Consider the following 16,680-nt stretch of genomic DNA (forward strand, 5'->3'; position numbering starts at 1 on the left):
ATACAGATAACTGGTTGTGATTATCAAGGGGGCGACAGCACCGGTTTCGCTCAGGCGTCCCGCCACAAGTGGCGCTGAATAAGGTCAGTCAGTGCTTCAATATGGGTCGGCGTGCTGTTCAGGGAGGGGATATAGTGATACTCGCTACCGCCGGCGGAGAGGAAGTACTCCCGATTCTCTTCGCCGATCTCCTCCAGGGTCTCCAGGCAGTCGGCGGGGAAACCGGGGCAGATTACGTGGACCCGCCTGACCCCCTCGGCTCCCCACTGCTGCAGGGTCTTGTCGGTGTAGGGTTGCAGCCAGGGCTGCCGGCCGACCCGTGACTGGAAGCTGAAGGCCCACCGGTCCTGGGGCAGGTCCAGGGCGGCGGCCAGCCGGTCTGCCGTGATGCGGCACTGGTCGGCGTAGGGGTCGCCCTGGTCGGCATAGGATTGGGGGATGCCGTGAAATGAGAGCAGCAGTCGATCACATTCACCATGGGTTGCGGAAAACTGTTGGACGCTCTTTGCCAGGGCGTCGATATAGCCTGGCTCCGCATGGTAGTGATTAATAAAGCGCAGTTCGGGCAGCCAGCGCCACTGTCGCAACACCCGGCTGATCTCATCGAAAGTGGATGCAGTGGTGGTGGCGGAGTACTGCGGATAGAGGGGCAGCACCAGAATCCGTTGCGCGTTGGCCTGGCGCAGCGTCTCCAGTCCGGCAGCGATGGAGGGTGAGCCGTAGCGCATGGCCAGCACCACCTTGACCGAACCGTCAACGCGCTGTGCCAGGCTCTGTTGCAGTGCTGCAGCTATTTCACGGGAGATGACCAGCAGAGGCGACCCCTGATCGGTCCAGACCTTGCGATAGGCGGCGGCGGAGCGCTTGGGACGGATGCGCAGAATAATACCGTTCAGGACCAGCCACCAGAGCGGACGGGGAAACTCCACCACCCGGGGATCACTGAGGAACTCCCGCAGATAGTCTCTGACATCCCTGACCGAGGCGGAGTCAGGGGTGCCCAGGTTGGTCAGCAGGATACCGGTACAGGGTGTCGTCTGGTTGTCGGGGGCAGGGCCGTGAAATTTCATGGTTTTGAGTCGGCTGATGAAAGTGCGGCCTATGATCCCCCATTAACCGGTCAGGGTGCAATCACCCGGCGCTGACCGGGATGTGGGCGGTTGCTCACTGTGCGGGTATGATGCGGACAACGGATGAAACAGAAAACCGAGCGCCGGACAGGCAGCGATTATGAATCAGGCGGATAGCACAAATATTGAACGTTTTATCGACGCGCTCTGGATGGAGCGGGGGCTGAGCCGCAATACCCTGTCCGCCTACCAGTCGGATCTGGCCAAACTGGCCCAGTGGCTGAACAAGCAGGGGAGGGGGGCCCTGTTGCAGGCACGCCGGAAAGATCTGCTGGAGTACCTCGCAGCCCGGGCCGTGGCCGGCGTCAAGGCCCGTTCCACTGCCCGTATCCTCTCGTCGCTGCGGCAGTTCTACCAACATGCCCTGCGGGAGGGCTGGATCAGCGAAGACCCGTCGGCCCTGATCGATGCCCCCAGGCTGGGACGACCACTGCCCAAATCCCTGACGGAACAGGAGGTGGAGGCGCTGCTGGAGGCGCCGGATACAGATGATCCGGAAGGAATGCGGGACCGGGCCATGCTGGAGTTGCTGTACGCTACCGGTCTGCGGGTTTCTGAACTGGTGACACTGCAGTTTTCCCAGCTCAGCCTGAACCAGGGACTGGTGAGGGTGATGGGCAAGGGAGGCAAGGAGCGCCTGGTGCCGTTGGGGGACGAGGCGATGGATTGGCTCTCCCGCTTCATTCGCTCGGCCCGCCATGATCTGCTGGGGGAGCGCCTCTGCGATGATGTGTTCCCGACCCGGCGCGGGGCGGCCATGACCCGCCAGGCGTTCTGGTACCGGATCAAACGCCACGCAGCCACTGCGGGCATCAGCAAACACCTCTCTCCCCATACCCTTCGGCACGCCTTCGCCACCCACCTGTTGAACCATGGTGCCGACCTGCGGGTGGTGCAGATGCTGCTGGGGCACAGCGATCTCTCCACTACCCAGATCTATACCCATGTGGCGCGGGAGCGTCTGAAAAGCATGCACCAACAGCACCATCCCCGCGCCTGACCGATGCTGATATGGTAGCCTTGCCAGATCGGTAGCAATCCAGCCAAGTGATTATTAGGAGACAAACAGGTGCCGTCATTTGATATCGTTTCTGAAGTGGATATTCAGGAGGTGCGCAACGCCGTCGACCAGGCCAAACGGGAGATAGCCACCCGGTTTGATTTCAAGGGAACCAAGTGCAGTTTCGAGTTGAATGATAGCGAAATCACCCTGAAGGGTGAGCAGGAGTTCCAGCTCGGCCAGATGATGGACATCCTGCGCCAGAAGATGGTCAAGCGAAAAGTGGATATCACCTGCATGGATGTGAAAGAGCCGGAAACCACTTTGAACGCCGCCACCCAGAAAGTGGTGATTAAGCAGGGTATCGAGACCGACACGGCGCGCAAAATGGTGAAAATGATCAAGGGCAGCAAACTCAAGGTTCAGGCCCAGATACAGGGGGACCAGGTCCGGGTGACCGGGAAGAAGCGGGACGACCTGCAACAGGTGATCACGCTGTTCAAACAGGCGGATTTCGATCTGCCCCTGAAATACAGCAATTTCCGGGACTGATGATCAGTTTTCACCGAATCCTTTGTCGGACGCTGCTTGTCATGCTACTGCCGCTGGTGGGCAGCCCGGTAGCCGGCCAGGAGGCAGACTCCCGGATCGAACAGGTACGCCAGAGCCTGGCGCTGCTGCTGCCGACGACGCTTCCTGACAGCATCCGCGCGACACCGATCCCCAATCTTTACGAAGTGGTGGTGGGTACACGGCTGGTCTATGTGACCGGTGACGGTCGTTTCCTGATCGAAGGGGAGATTATCGATCTGGAAGGGCAAAAAAGCATCACCAGTCCGCGTCTGAACCAGATCACTCTGGATGCCATCGATGCGCTGGGTGAGCGGAACATGCTGATCTTCGAACCTCGGGGAGATACAAGGCATACAGTATCGGTGTTTACCGATATCGACAGTGCCTACAGTCGTAAATTGCACCAGAGCCTGGATCACTACAGGGAACTGGGGATTCGGGTACGTTACCTGCTTTATCCCCGGGCAGGACCGGACAGTGATTCGTTCGACAAGGCGATTGCGGTCTGGTGTGCGCCGGACCGTTACCAGGCGATGGACCGGGCGATGGCTGGTAAAGCCGTAGCGTCGGCCTCCTGTATCAACCCGGTTCGTCAGCACTGGCAGCTGGGTCAAAACCTGGGAGTTTCCGGTGCGCCGGTCCTGGTGCTGGAGAATGGTGAACTGTTGCCGGGCTATGTTCCGGCTGACCGACTAGAAAAAATCCTGGGAAAAATGAGGCGACTCAGCCAACCCTGAGCCGGATGCGTTTTCTGTAACAGGGCGCAGATGAGGTTATAGAAATTCTTTATCTTGTCGAAATGTGCAGCTGTTTACAGATTAATTGTACGTTGTGCCGGAATATTTAACTCTGATGAAAGGGTTGTCGATAGTACATCCAGATCATCATCACTCTGCGAAGGTGATTCCGACCGATTGGGTCAGGATTAAAAATTAAATTTATGAATGTACTGCCTATCCATGCTGTTGTGCGTACCGACAAAGGGCGGGTTCGGGAGATTAACGAGGATAGTATCTCGGTTCTGGAACAGCACGGACTGGTGGTTCTGGCTGATGGTATGGGTGGGTATAATGCGGGGGAAGTGGCCAGTAGTCTGGCGGTTGAAACCATAACCACAACCCTGCTGCCATTCTACGCAGAAAACAATGCGGTCCCCTCGGCAATAATCGGTTCGGCGGTGGAGGCAGCGAATGAGTCAATTCTCTCCAGTATGCTGGCCGAACCGGAATACGAAGGCATGGCCACCACGGTGGTGGTGGCGCTGTTTGGCGAAAATCGGGTGCACTATGGTCACGTGGGTGATTCCCGTCTCTACCGCTTGCGTAATAACTGCCTGGAACAGCTGACCCGGGATCACTCCATGATCCAGGCGCTGGTGGACGAAGGGATGTTTGATTCCCTGCAGGAAGCGCTGGATGCCGGAGTAAAGTCTAATGTGCTGACCCGTGGCCTGGGCATCCAGGAGCTGATCGAGGTGGATGTGGGTGTTTCCGATGTGGTACCGGGGGACATCTTTCTGCTCTGCTCGGATGGTCTGAGCAACATGGTATCGCATCAGGATATGCTGGATATATTGACAGGAGCAGATGGCAACATGGAGCATGCTGCACAACGTCTGCTGGATACGGCGCTGCACAACGGCGGCCTGGACAACATTTCACTGGTATTGGTATGCCCTCAACATTAAGTCGAATGCGACCAGATAACTCGGGGTCGGGAGTAACGATGGAAAAGCTGGTTATCAAGAAAGACGATGCACTGGTGACTGAGATAGCAATCGATAAGCAGGTGGTTTCGATCGGTCGGGATCTGGAGTCTGATCTGCAGTTGAATGACCCGTCGGTCAGTCGTAATCACGCCACCATCAGACGCATCTACACCGATCTCTATATCGAGGATCTGGGCAGTACCAACGGCACCCAGCTGAATGGACGCAGCATTACCAAACATGTCTTGAAGAGCGGTGACCGGTTGACGATCGGGACCTATCTGCTGGAGTACTTGGCAGAGGAGGATGGTGATGAAGAGCTGGAAAAGACGGTGGTGATTCAGCCTGAAGTGGTGGCCGCCGCCCGTGCCAAGCGGAGCGGCCAGGTACGGCAGCTGAAGCCAAAACATGCCACATTGCGCTTTTTCCGTGGACCGAACAAGGGCAGTCTGGAGAAGATAGATCGCTCACTCTTTACTATCGGAAAGCCGGGCGAGAACGTGGCGGTTATCGCCCGCCGTCCCCAAGGGTTCTATCTGCTGCATATCGGGGGTTCCACCTTCCCGCGCATCAACGACAAGGAGATCGACTCCAGCGGTGGTGTGCAACTGCAGGAGGGCGACGTGGTGGAAGTGGGGGAATACGTGGCGGAGATCTCATTCGCCCAGCAGTAGGTTGATGCGCCTACTCGGTGTGCTCTGAGAGTTTGGTTTACCGGCATCTTGGGGCTTGCCCGGGTTATAGGGCTGGGGGCACCGGTTTTTTTCTGGTTGGTTATTACCGATATGGGTGGAATTGATTTTTGGCCAGTCGGATTTCTGTTCCTCTGTTTTAATTAAGTGTACTGGTGTCGTGAGTGATTTAATTCAACCATCCAGTAGGATGATATCCCTCGTATCTTCCACTCTAGCTCCAATATAACCATTTCCTCTATATCATCTTTTCAACGTCATCCAACGGAACCGAGTGATGATCATCGCCCCAGGCTGGCCTGCGGGGCGCGGGTCCTGAAGTCCGTGATGCTGTCCGGGCGGTGAATCAGCATATGTCCAATATTTATGCACAATACTAGCGCAGCTTGATGCTGCTCTGCACAATAATCGATCGTTTCTTTCTTTTCTCATTTTCATTAAGTTATTGTTTTTAATAAAAATGTGTTCATGGCACGCTACTTGTATACAAGCTTGCATCTTGTATACAAGTGGTGACCGCCATGAAGCGATGTCTCAATTTACAGACCTCCAATTTAAGATCCCTCTATCTTGCCGGTGATCTGACCCCGGTTGCCCTGGTCGAATATCTGCTCGAGCAGGAGCATGCAGATCCGGGAGTCTGGATTCACCCTCCCGAGAAGGAACGCCTGCTCAAAGAGGCGCAAATCCTGGAACGGCGGCGTGATGAGTTGGAGCATCTGCCCCTGTACGGCATCCCATTTGCCGTCAAGGACAATATTGATGTCGCTGGCATGCCAACGACTGCTGCCTGTCCCGCCTACAGTTATGTCCCGGAACAAGACGCGACGGTGGTGGCCAGACTGAGAGAAGCGGGAGCTTTTCCTATTGGTAAAACCAATATGGACCAGTTTGCCACGGGACTGGTCGGGGTACGGACGCCCTTTGGGCCGGGGCGAAATCCGTTTAACCGGGAATATATCGCCGGAGGATCCAGCTCCGGTTCTGCTATCGCTGTGGCCACGGGTTTGGTGAGTTTCGCACTGGGCACTGATACGGCGGGTTCGGGGCGAGTACCGGCCGCCTTCAATAATCTGATTGGCCTGAAGCCCAGCCGTGGGCGGATCAGTAACCGAGGCGTAGTCCCGGCTTGTCGTAGCCTGGACTGTGTATCGATCTTTGGTCTGACTGTCGCAGATGCCTGCTCTGTCCTGCAGGTAACGTCCGGGTTTGATAAGGCCGACCCTTTCTCACGCCCTGTTCTAAGCGGACAACTGAATTTAAAACGGGCATTTCGGTTTGCTGTGCCGATGATCGATCAGTTGGATTTCGATGGTGATCAGGAGGCTGCACGGCTGTTTTGTGAGCAGGTTGATCGTCTACAGCAACTTGGTGGAGAGAAGGTCGAGGTCGATTTTTCCCCCTTGTTTGAAGCGGCCTCCATGCTTTATGAGGGTACCTGGGTTGCCGAACGGGCACATGCCATTCAGACGTTTCGCAAAGAACATGCAGATGACCTGCACCAGACAGTAGCAGAAATCATCTCCCGTGCGGATAACTATTCCGCTATAGATACTTACGATGCTTACTATCGCCTTAAGGCCCTGCGGCGTCGCGCTGAGCCTATCTGGCAACAGGCGGATATCCTTGTAACACCCACTACACCTACTATCTACCGGATCGATGAGGTACTGAAGCAACCGATTACCTTAAACAGTCGACTCGGTTATTACACCAACTTCGTCAACCTGATGGATCTATCGGCCATAGCCGTGCCGGCCGGTTTTCGCCTGGACGGATTGCCTCAAGGTATCAGCATATTGGCACCTGCTTGGGAAGAGCCCGGACTTTGTGAACTGGCTGGACGTCTGGAGTCTATGCGGCCATCACGATTGGGTGCGACAGAGTATGTCGTCGATACCGATTACCCCGCCTCCTTGCCAATATATACACAAGCTGGGCAAAGCCTATCAGTCGAACTCGCGGTAGTCGGTGCACACTTGAGAGGTCAGCCCCTACACGATCAGCTGACGAGTCTCATGGCCGATTTTCTGGGCGTATTTCGGACCGCAGCCACCTATCGACTTTATGCACTCGATAACACAGTACCACCTAAGCCGGGCCTGGTTAAGGACAGCAACAAGGGCGCGTCGGTAGAGGTGGAACTATATCGATTGACTGTGAAGGCATTCGGTCAGTTGGTGGCGGATATACCTGCTCCGCTGGGTATCGGTACCGTAACACTTGAAGACGGACGAAATGTAAAAGGTTTCATATGCGAACCCTGGGCTATTCACGGTGCCAGGGAAATCACTCAATACGGCGGATGGCGCAGTTATCTGACTGCTCCAGCCGTTCAAAAGGCCATCACACAGGAGTAAGACCATGGATGCCATCGTCCAAGATCGCCCCCCTAAATTTCAAGAAACTAAAGGCTTTCAGCCCGGGCCTCTGGGAACTCACATTACCGTACGCGGGTTGAATAAGTCGTTTGCCGGACAGCCGCTCTATCAGGACTTCGAACTGAATATTCCGAAGGGAAAGATCACCTGTGTGTTTGGCCCCAACGGTTGCGGCAAGTCCACACTGATAAACATGATCGCTGGCTTGATACCGCTCGATTCTGGTCTGGTGCTATTCGATGGAAAGACATTGAAACAGACCCGGATCGGCTATGTATTCCAGAATTACCGGGATGCGCTGTTTCCCTGGATGAAGTCAAGAAGCAATATCGCCTATCCGTTGAAGCTGGCCGGTTATGACAAGGCAGCGCAGGAGGCGCGTGTCAATGAACTGACCGAGACCTTCGGTATCAGTTTCGATCTGGATAGATATCCCTATGAACTGTCGGGTGGTCAGCAACAGCTGGTCTCAATCATGCGGGCGTTGGCACCGCATCCGGAAGTGCTTTTCCTGGATGAGCCATTTTCCGCATTGGATTATGAAATGACGTTGACTATTCGCGACACCCTGCAACGCATCTTCATGAATACCGGCCTGACCATGGTGGTCGTCTCCCATGATTTGGAAGAGGCCGTCTATCTGGCCGATGAAATTCTCCTTTTAACGAAGCGTCCGACGCGGGTGGCCGAACTGGTTCCCTTTGAAACGGAAAGGCCACGGGATGCACAGACCCTGGCGAGTGAATATTTTGTGCAGACCAAGATGCGTAGCCTGGAGATATTTCAGCGGGAGGTTCGGCGATGAAATACGTGAGTTACAACATCGAAACAATTTTCAACGCGTTTAGCGTTCTATCGGACAATCCCTGGATACAGCGTCTGGGTCATATAGGTCACGCTTTGATAGGCCCACTGTGCATGTTCGTTATCTGGTGGTGGGCGGCGGAAGCCGACTTGGTCAGCGACAAGTTACTGCCCGGTCCGATAGAGACGTTTGGATCTCTGGGGCACAGTTTACTGAGTGGCGATATGCTCCGGGATGCTGGTTATACCATGTACAGAACCGGTTACGGTTTTGTTATTGCCATGATCCTGGGTGTTCCGATCGGGGTCGTTCTTGGTTCCAGCCAGAAACTCTACCGGTCAGTGGAGTTTCTGGTGGATTTCTTCCGGTCAACACCGGTCACTGCCGTGTTCCCCCTGTTTCTGCTGATCTTCGGTATTGGTGATATTGCCAAAATATCAGTAGCCGCTTTCGCGGCCTGGCTGGTGATTCTGTTTAATGTCGCATACGGCGTTATGAATGCGCGTCAGACACGAATCATGGCGGCAAAAGTGATGGGCGCATCATCCGGGCGTATCTTTTTTGACGTGATGTTTTTTGAGTCGCTTACCCAGACATTTGTCGGCCTGCGTATGGGGGTTTCTATCGCACTGGTAGTGATTATTGTTGCAGAAATGTTCATTGGATCCATGGATGGTATGGGGCATCGAATTATCGATGCGCAGCAGATCTATGACTTGGAGGATATGTATGCCTCCATCCTCATGACCGGCGCCATGGGTTATGGATTTAACCTGTTTTTCCTCGGCCTGGAACGGTGGCTGGTCCATTGGTCCGGACGCTAGCAGATTTACCCCGTCCTACTTCGCTATCTACAACTGGAGATTAATCTCATGAAATTGAAAAAACTGATTGTCGGTGCAGCCATAGCACTGCTCATGCCCATTACTGCACCCGCCAAGGAACTTGAAAAAGTGGTTGCATCCTGGCTGCCAATCATGCAGACAACCGCCTACTATGTCGCACTTGAAGAGGGGCTTTTCGAGCAGGCGGGTATAGAAATTGTTTCTCACAAATTCGGCAATCCAAATCAGATTATCGATTCCCTGGTGTCCGGGCAGGCGGACTTTGGCCCACCGGGAGCTGCTGCCGGTATCGCCATGCTCGCTGAATCAAGGTTTCCCGGTACCTTCAAGGTCTTTGGCCTGCAAGGTGGTGGTATCAAGGTTGACCTGATCAATGATGGTCTGATCGTCAAGGCGGACTCCAATATCAAGTCGCTGAAAGATCTGAAAGGTAAAACCCTGGGTACTGTACCGGGCATTCAGTGGCAGACTATTGCACGTCATCTGGTGCGCTTGAATGGCTTGGATCCGGATAAGGACGTTCGTGTAACCGCTGTATCTGTTCCCCTCCAGGTTCCCTCGGTAGTTGCAGGTAGTGTGGATGCAACCTTGTCGTTGGAGCCGGTGGGTTCTATCGCTGCAGCATCCGGTGATGCTGAACGCGCCATGGTCAATCCTTGTGCCGTCTTTATTACTGACCCGTTCTACTCTGGTGCCGCCGTGCTCACCACTAAGTTCATTAAGGAGCGGCCGGAGGTTGCCCGTAAAGTGGTTGAGGTGATTGATACGGCGACCCGCATGGTGAATGCCGACTTTGATAAATATAAAAAAGTGATACCTAAATATACCGCTATCAAAGCTGAGCAACTGGACCTGTTGGCCAAGCCATATCTGCGGCCGTTCGATGAACTGAACGAAACGGATTTTGATTCATATCAGGCCTTCGTCGATGTGTTCTATAAGGAAGGAGTATTGAAAGAACCTATTGATATTCGCACCAAGATCCTGACCTGGGACGATTTTAAATAAGTGCTATCTGCAACGGTGAGGCACCAACGGTGCCTCACTCAAACCAACGGAACCACATTATGAACACAAAATCCTTAAGTTTTCGCGCAGCGGTTGTCCAGACGTTGGCTGAACTAGGTGACCTGGATGCCAATATCACGCTTACTCAATCTCATGTAGAAGAGGCGGTGCGACAGGGTGCGCGCCTGATTGTATTACCGGAGTGTATGAATAGTGGCTATCTGTTCGATTCCGAAGCGCACTGTCGGGAGATTGCGGAGCCGGTCACCGGGCGTTATGTGCAGGCACTTGCTGAACTGTGCCGGAAACACAATATTTTTATCGGTACCGGGTTTACTGAGTGGGATGAGGATAAGGGAAAAGTATTCAATAGTGCCTTGCTTATCGATCCACGCGGTGAACTGATCCTGCATTATCACAAGCAGTTCCTGGCCACACATGACCAGAACTGGTTCGAATTCGGGGAACGGGGTTGCCCGGTAGTGGATACGGAACTGGGTCGTATCGGTCTGCTGATCTGTTTTGATGGCCGTATTCCGGAAATCGCCCGTAGCCTCGCCCTGCAGGGTGCGGAAGTGATTCTGGACATGGCAAACTTCTTCGCTATGGATCAGGCCGATTTGTGGGTTCCAGCACGAGCTTACGAAAATGGCGTATGGATCGTTGCGGCTACCAAGTCTGGCGTGGAGCGGAGTATCTACTATCCGGGTGGTAGTATGATTGTCTCACCGGATGGCGAAACTAAAGCTTATGTCCCCTACGATACACATGGAGTGGCGAGTGCTGAAATCTTTCCAGAACAGGCCCGAAATAAGTCCTGGTTTTACGGTGCGAATCGATGGTCCGATCGCCGACCAGACACCTACAGTCTGCTGCGTGCGCCTTTTGAAGAGACGCCACTTGCATCGTTACTCGATCAACCCCTGATTCCGGAACAGGCGACTGCAAAAGGAGCGGCTGTTCAAGCGCATGCTACCTTCAGTACCGGCAGTCTGGAAGAAGCGTTGGATATGCTGGATCATGCGGCAAAACTGGGCTCCAAGTTACTGGTGCTGCCGCAACATATGACATTTTCCTCCTGGCTGCCGAGTCGCAGTGACGTTGAGCAGAACCGGGAAGCCAGAGACCACGCGCTACAGCGGGTGCAGTCCATTTGCAAACGTTATGACTGTAGCGTGGTGTTACCGATCTTTATGGAGGACGCCGGACAATTTGTTCCGACGGCGGTAGTCATCGGTCCCGGTGGCAACGAACTGGGGAGGCAACAGCAGATTCATTTGGAGCCGGAAATGGTTTCCTGGGCGAAGGGTGGCGATTGCTTTACCGTGATAGATACACCGAGCGGCCGCCTGGGTGTGTTGTTGGGTTATGATGGCATGTTCCCGGAGTCCTCCCGTGTCCTGGCCCTGGCTGGTGCGGATATAATAGCCTGGTGCAGCGCATGGCGTCATCCCAATGATCGGAAACTCCTGACCATGCCCAAGGCAGAGGATAATCGCTGTTTTCTGATCTGTGCCAACCGCAGTGATGCCCCCTATCCTGGCGGTTCGTTCATTGCACCTCCCACCGGGTTTCCTCAATGGGATATGGACCTGGCGGCGCCACCGGTATTAAGACACAATGCAGTGCAGCCCGGGTTCATGAATCTGGCGCTGGCTCGACAGAAGTCGATGATACCGGGGGTGGATATGATCCGTAACCGTATCACCGATACTTACGAGGTCCTCATCGCGGACAAAAATGTCGGTTGATCTGGACTTAAGGTATTTATGGGTATGTGAAGTGTGTCAGCAAGGTGTCAGATGAATAGAGCAACGGGTCGAAAAACCACAGTTAATCGCCTGGCAGATCGCATTTACAATCAGCTCAAGGATGAGCTGTATGTGCAACTGAAACCCGGTGACCGACTGACCGAGTCGGCGGTGGCTGAAAGATTGGATGCCAGTCGCACACCAACCCGCGAAGCGTTGCAGCGACTGGTTCAGGAGGGACACCTGAACGCACATTTGCGTAATGGTTACACCGTCCGTTCTATCGATCAGTCGACTCTGAATGATCTGTATGCTGTGCGTGTGTTGTTGGAGACCGAAGCAGTCCGCTTGTATTGCGCCGGCTCCAGTGATAGCAGCCTTTCTCCATTAATGGCAGATTGGGAAGTAGCGCGCTCGGAGCAGATAAGTGATCCAAATGAACTGGGGCGACTTAACGAATCTTACCACTTCGGTATTGTGGCGCTATCCGGAAACCGGGAACTGATTCGTCTGCATGGTGATATATTCCAGCGCATTCAATTAATTCAACGTCTGGATTTCAGCCGGGAGGAACGGGTCGACGCAACCTACGACGAACATCTGGCTGTTCTGCAGAGCATGGTGCGTGGAGAGAGTGAAAAGGCGAGTGATATTTTGCGTCAGCATATTGTGCAAAGCCTGGATATGGTCTCTGAAATAACCCGGCAGTTCACTGTAGATTAAACCGGCAACGAGCAACAACTCTGTTTTACGACCCGCTAGTGCCTGAAAAGGTGAGGAAAGTTTGCTAAAGCGGCATATGTAACTGACTGTTTCAATGTTCTGTGACTGTCTGGGAACGAGCCTGCTCAAGGCCAGTCACTGTGATGGATTACCACACGATAACCGTCCGGGTCTTCGAAAGTCTGTCCGGCTCTGGCCCAATAGGGATTGTTTGGGGGAACCGACAGAAAGCCCGCGCGCCGCATCTTTTCACATCGCTGATGCCACTCCTGCGGATCGGGCAAATAGAACACCAACAGAGCCTCCGCAGAGGGGCGTGTTGTCTCCGGGTGGCCCGGCCGGTGAGTGAACTCCAGGTGGTAGGGGCCACCAGCCACACCAAGCATGACGCCGTCAAACCCCTCGTGATCCCGGAAGTGCCCCAGTTCATCCAGATCCAATCCCTCCCGATACATTGCTACAATCCGCTCCAGATCGCTGGTAGGGTGGGCTACTCTGAGTTGCGGTAGCATAAAAGGCCTCCTGGTGGTTGATCAGAACTTTTCGGCAAGGGGATTGGTATCGCAACGCCATCTTTCCGGATCGGTCACTCCTGTTGGTACAGCGGCACTTTTTACAGCGCCACTGCCGAAGGCTCCGGCACATCGGGCAACCCGGTTTCGGCGTCATCACTCCAAGCCATCCTATGCTGAACAAACCGCCCGGCTCAAGCAACTGCGGGCGAAGTGGACACGTTGGGGGGGTAATGGTTGGTTCCCTGGGGATGAGCAAGAATCGGGTGGTGTCTGGTGACCGGTCTATCTATAGTGTGCTCAACGGCTGATCCTGGCCAAATCCGGACCTTTTCAGATGGAGCAGTGAATGGATAGCGCCAACCTTGTGTGTCTACTTAGCCTGGCGGCGATCTGGGGTGGCTCGTTCCTGTTCATGCGAATCGGCGCGCCGGTGCTGGGGGCCGTATGGCTGGTGGGGTGGCGTGTCGGGCTGGCGACCCTGTTTCTGGCTGGGGTGGGCTGGTACACCCTGGCCGGATCACTGGTGGTGATCGCGGGAACCGCCCTGGTGACCGGTTTCTCCCCGCGCCGACTCTTTTCGGCCAAGGCTGATCAAAATGTTTGACTTATCCGACACCGAATCACAGCTCCAGTATCAGCGCATTGCCCGGGCGATCCGTTTTCTGCGTGCCCATGCCAGCGAGCAACCGTCCCTCGGTGCGGTGGCCGCGGAGGTGGGGCTGAGCGAATACCATTTCCAACGTCTGTTCAGTCGCTGGGCGGGTGTGTCACCGAAACGTTTTCTGCAGTACCTGACCAAGGAGCGGGCCCGGGCGGCGTTACGGGAATCCCGGCCGCTGCTGGAGGCTGCCCACGCAGCAGGGCTTTCCGGCCCGGGACGGCTGCACGACCTGATGATCAGTTGCGAAGCGATGACTCCCGGGCAGATCAAGACGCGTGGGGCAGGGCTTGAGATCGGTTATGGTTGGAGCGGCAGCCCGTTTGGTGTCGCCCTGGTTGGCTGGACCTCAAACGGTGTCTGTCACCTGGGTTTCCATGATGATATCGATGGTCGGTTTGAGCATGAGCTGGCAGAAGCTTGGTCCGGGGCCCGGCTGTACCGTGATGAATCCCGGGCGATCGATCTGGTGGCGCGGATCTTCCCGGAGCAGCCGCGGCCGGGCTCCCTGCACCTGGTCTTACAGGGCACCAATTTCCAGATCAAGGTGTGGGAGGCGCTGTTGCAGATCGGTAGTGGCGCACTGATCTCCTACTCCGAACTGGCTGCGCTGGCCGGGTCGCCCCGTGCGTCCAGAGCGGTGGGTTCCGCCCTGGCTGCCAACCGGATCGGTTACCTGATCCCTTGTCATCGGGTGATCCGGGAGACCGGTGAGTCCGGGCAGTATCGCTGGGGCGAGGACCGCAAGCTGATTATCCAGGGCTGGGAGGCGGCCCGTCGAGAGGCGGTCCAGGGATCTGCTGACCAGGGTGGCTAAGCGGTTTTCTTCCGATGTCGATGGAGGGGTGACGCTTCTCCACGCCCCGTGTTGTCAGAATCACCTCGGCATAATATTCCAATAAAAAAAGCTTCACTATTTCGACATGTCTAGATAACTGGCTTGTCACAAACGGACAGTAGCATCTCCCGGCAATAGAACGAGGAGAGAGACATGACTGCTATTGCCCTATCCCGCGTTACCAAAACTTTTTCCCGTGAGCGCGATGCTTCCCCGGTACTCCGGGGTATCGACCTGTCTATCGAACAGGGTGACATGGTCGCCCTGATCGGTCCCTCCGGTTCGGGCAAGTCGACGCTGTTGCGTCACCTGTCCGGTCTCACCTTGGCGGATCGTGACTGCGGAGCTGAAGTCACCGTGTTGGGTCGTGTCATCCAGCGTCAGGGTCGACTGGAACGGGATATCCGTCATTCCCGGGCGCAGATCGGTCACATCTTCCAGCAGTTTAATCTGGTTGGTCGTCTGTCGGTGTTGAAAAACGTACTGATCGGTGGCCTGAGCCGGATCTCCACGCAACGGGGACTGCTTGGCTGGTTTACTGAACGGGAGAAACGTGCCGCTCTGGAGGCGCTGGAGCGGGTGGGGCTGCGCGAGTTCGCCCTGAAACGGGCCTCTGAGTTATCCGGTGGCCAGCAGCAGCGGGTAGCTATTGCCCGCGCCTTGATGCAGCGGGCCCGGGTGATCCTGGCTGATGAGCCGATCGCTTCGCTGGACCCCGAATCGTCCCGCCGGGTCATGCAGACCCTGCGGGATATCAATCGTCGGGATGGCATCACCGTCGTTGTCACCCTCCATCAGGTTGACTACGCGCAGCAGTACTGCCGCCGTGCGGTGGCCCTGCGTCAGGGGGAGATCGTTTTCGACGATCACATCGATGTCCTGAACGAGACACAGATCGACCAACTCTACGGCAGTGATCAGCCCAAGCTCCATTCCCCGAACGCACCGTCCCGGACCCTGCTGTCCGATCGTCGTCTTGCGATTGCCTAACCCGAACCATCCTACACGGAGTCCATTGATGAAAATTAAAAAACTGTTCATGAAAATTACCGCAGTCCTGGTGCTTGCCGGCTCCCTCGCCGGGATTCAAACACTGCAGGCGGAGGAGGCCAAAGTCCTTACCTTCGGTATTATTTCGACCGAATCCTCACAGAATCTGAAAACTGTCTGGATGCCCTTTCTTGACGACATGTCGGCTAAATTGGGCATGGAAGTTAAGCCGTTCTTCGCCTCTGATTATGCCGGGATCATCCAGGGTATGCGTTTCGACAAGGTGGATGTGGCCTGGTACGGCAACAAGTCAGCCATGGAGGCGGTTGATCGGGCGGGCGGCGAGATCTTCGCCCAGACCGTGGACGTAACTGGCAACCCCGGCTATTGGAGCCTGCTGCTGGCGCGCGCGGATGATGATCGGATCAACTCGGTCGAGGATATGCTGAAATTGACCGGAGAACTGGCTTTCGGTAATGGCGATCCCAACTCCACTTCCGGTTTCCTGGTACCCAGCTACTACGTGTTCGCCAAGAATGGCGTAGATCCTAAAAAGGCCTTCAAGCGCATGACCAACAGCAGTCACGAATCCAATTTCCTGGCAGTGGCTAACGGCCAGGTGGATGTGGCCACCAACAACACCGAAACCATGGCGCGGGTGAAGATAACCCATCCGGACAAAGTGGCAAAGGTAAAGGTGATCTGGAAGTCGCCGCTGATCCCTGCCGATCCGATCGTCTGGCGCAAGAACCTGCCGGAGCGCGTCAAGAGCAAGGTGTATGACTTCCTGATGAACTACGGCAAGACCGGTGACAGCAAAGAGACGAAGATCCTCGCGGACCTGCAATGGGCTCCGTTCAAGGCTTCCAGCAATGATCAACTGCTGCCGATTCGTCAACTGGTGCTTTACAAGGAACGCGTGAAGCTGGCCAAGGCATCCGATCTGAGTGATGCAGAGAAGGCGGAAAAGATCCAGGCCATCGATGACAAGCTGTCTGAATTAAGTCGCCGCATGGAAGCGATCTCGGTGGCCGTGGCGAATTGATTTCCGGCAACTGCTGTA

The 16,680-nt window shown here is 55.3% G+C and carries 17 protein-coding genes; 15 read left to right on the forward strand and 2 right to left on the reverse strand.

What is annotated here, in order from left to right; all coding sequences use genetic code 11:
- Positions 1 to 50 precede the first annotated feature (50 nt).
- A complete protein-coding gene (gene hemH, locus AAY24_RS17800; RefSeq protein WP_046860808.1) occupies positions 51 to 1,070 on the reverse strand; it encodes a ferrochelatase in 1,020 nt (339 codons plus the stop codon).
- A gap of 160 nt (positions 1,071 to 1,230) precedes the next feature.
- Here hemH and xerD point away from each other — a divergent pair, with 160 nt between their 5' ends.
- From xerD to AAY24_RS17855, 11 genes are all read left to right on the forward strand, one after another.
- Positions 1,231 to 2,130, forward strand: coding sequence for a site-specific tyrosine recombinase XerD (xerD, locus tag AAY24_RS17805; protein ID WP_046860809.1), 900 nt, complete (start codon positions 1,231 to 1,233; stop codon positions 2,128 to 2,130).
- 69 nt (positions 2,131 to 2,199) lie between these two features.
- Positions 2,200 to 2,682, forward strand: coding sequence for a YajQ family cyclic di-GMP-binding protein (locus AAY24_RS17810; RefSeq protein ID WP_046860810.1), 483 nt, complete (start codon positions 2,200 to 2,202; stop codon positions 2,680 to 2,682).
- Positions 2,683 to 2,723: 41 nt separating this feature from the next.
- On the forward strand, positions 2,724 to 3,440 hold the full coding sequence (locus tag AAY24_RS17815) for a DsbC family protein (RefSeq protein ID WP_046860811.1): 717 nt from the start codon (positions 2,724 to 2,726) through the stop codon (positions 3,438 to 3,440).
- A 203-nt stretch (positions 3,441 to 3,643) separates the two neighbouring features.
- The gene (locus AAY24_RS17820) at positions 3,644 to 4,390 is read left to right on the forward strand and encodes a Stp1/IreP family PP2C-type Ser/Thr phosphatase (protein ID WP_046860812.1); all 747 of its coding nucleotides are present in this window, start codon (positions 3,644 to 3,646) and stop codon (positions 4,388 to 4,390) included.
- Positions 4,391 to 4,428: 38 nt separating this feature from the next.
- Entirely contained in the window at positions 4,429 to 5,085 is a 657-nt protein-coding gene (locus AAY24_RS17825) for an FHA domain-containing protein (RefSeq protein WP_046860813.1), read from the forward strand.
- A 539-nt stretch (positions 5,086 to 5,624) separates the two neighbouring features.
- Positions 5,625 to 7,463, forward strand: coding sequence for an allophanate hydrolase (gene atzF / locus AAY24_RS17830; RefSeq protein WP_046860814.1), 1,839 nt, complete (start codon positions 5,625 to 5,627; stop codon positions 7,461 to 7,463).
- A 97-nt stretch (positions 7,464 to 7,560) separates the two neighbouring features.
- Positions 7,561 to 8,289, forward strand: a complete 729-nt coding sequence (locus AAY24_RS17835; protein ID WP_335337189.1) for an ABC transporter ATP-binding protein — start codon at positions 7,561 to 7,563, stop codon at positions 8,287 to 8,289.
- A 248-nt stretch (positions 8,290 to 8,537) separates the two neighbouring features.
- Positions 8,538 to 9,113 (forward strand): ABC transporter permease, encoded by a 576-nt coding sequence (locus AAY24_RS17840; protein ID WP_335337190.1) that lies wholly within the window; start codon positions 8,538 to 8,540, stop codon positions 9,111 to 9,113.
- Between the two features lie 48 nt (positions 9,114 to 9,161).
- Positions 9,162 to 10,142, forward strand: coding sequence for an ABC transporter substrate-binding protein (locus tag AAY24_RS17845; RefSeq protein ID WP_046860816.1), 981 nt, complete (start codon positions 9,162 to 9,164; stop codon positions 10,140 to 10,142).
- Between the two features lie 59 nt (positions 10,143 to 10,201).
- Positions 10,202 to 11,893, forward strand: a complete 1,692-nt coding sequence (locus tag AAY24_RS17850; protein WP_046860817.1) for a carbon-nitrogen hydrolase family protein — start codon at positions 10,202 to 10,204, stop codon at positions 11,891 to 11,893.
- A 51-nt stretch (positions 11,894 to 11,944) separates the two neighbouring features.
- The gene (locus AAY24_RS17855) at positions 11,945 to 12,616 is read left to right on the forward strand and encodes a GntR family transcriptional regulator (RefSeq protein ID WP_046860818.1); all 672 of its coding nucleotides are present in this window, start codon (positions 11,945 to 11,947) and stop codon (positions 12,614 to 12,616) included.
- Between the two features lie 125 nt (positions 12,617 to 12,741).
- On the opposite strand, the gene AAY24_RS17860 is transcribed toward AAY24_RS17855, so the two are convergent.
- Positions 12,742 to 13,128, reverse strand: coding sequence for a VOC family protein (locus tag AAY24_RS17860; protein ID WP_046860819.1), 387 nt, complete (start codon positions 13,126 to 13,128; stop codon positions 12,742 to 12,744).
- A 349-nt stretch (positions 13,129 to 13,477) separates the two neighbouring features.
- Here AAY24_RS17860 and AAY24_RS19660 point away from each other — a divergent pair, with 349 nt between their 5' ends.
- The 4 genes from AAY24_RS19660 (at position 13,478) to phnD (ending at position 16,662) form a co-directional block, all read left to right on the forward strand.
- The gene (locus tag AAY24_RS19660) at positions 13,478 to 13,735 is read left to right on the forward strand and encodes a hypothetical protein (RefSeq protein ID WP_046860820.1); all 258 of its coding nucleotides are present in this window, start codon (positions 13,478 to 13,480) and stop codon (positions 13,733 to 13,735) included.
- Positions 13,728 to 14,606: a methylated-DNA--[protein]-cysteine S-methyltransferase gene (locus tag AAY24_RS17870; RefSeq protein ID WP_046860821.1), complete on the forward strand. Its 879-nt coding sequence runs from the start codon at positions 13,728 to 13,730 to the stop codon at positions 14,604 to 14,606. The genes AAY24_RS19660 and AAY24_RS17870 overlap by 8 nt, the downstream gene beginning before the upstream one ends.
- A 174-nt stretch (positions 14,607 to 14,780) precedes the next feature.
- Positions 14,781 to 15,617: a phosphonate ABC transporter ATP-binding protein gene (gene phnC / locus AAY24_RS17875; protein ID WP_046860822.1), complete on the forward strand. Its 837-nt coding sequence runs from the start codon at positions 14,781 to 14,783 to the stop codon at positions 15,615 to 15,617.
- A gap of 28 nt (positions 15,618 to 15,645) precedes the next feature.
- Positions 15,646 to 16,662: a phosphonate ABC transporter substrate-binding protein gene (gene phnD, locus AAY24_RS17880; protein WP_082117220.1), complete on the forward strand. Its 1,017-nt coding sequence runs from the start codon at positions 15,646 to 15,648 to the stop codon at positions 16,660 to 16,662.
- Positions 16,663 to 16,680: the final 18 nt, after the last annotated feature.

It is taken from the genome of Sedimenticola thiotaurini (genome assembly GCF_001007875.1).
Taxonomy (GTDB): Bacteria; Pseudomonadota; Gammaproteobacteria; order Chromatiales; family Chromatiaceae; genus Sedimenticola; species Sedimenticola thiotaurini.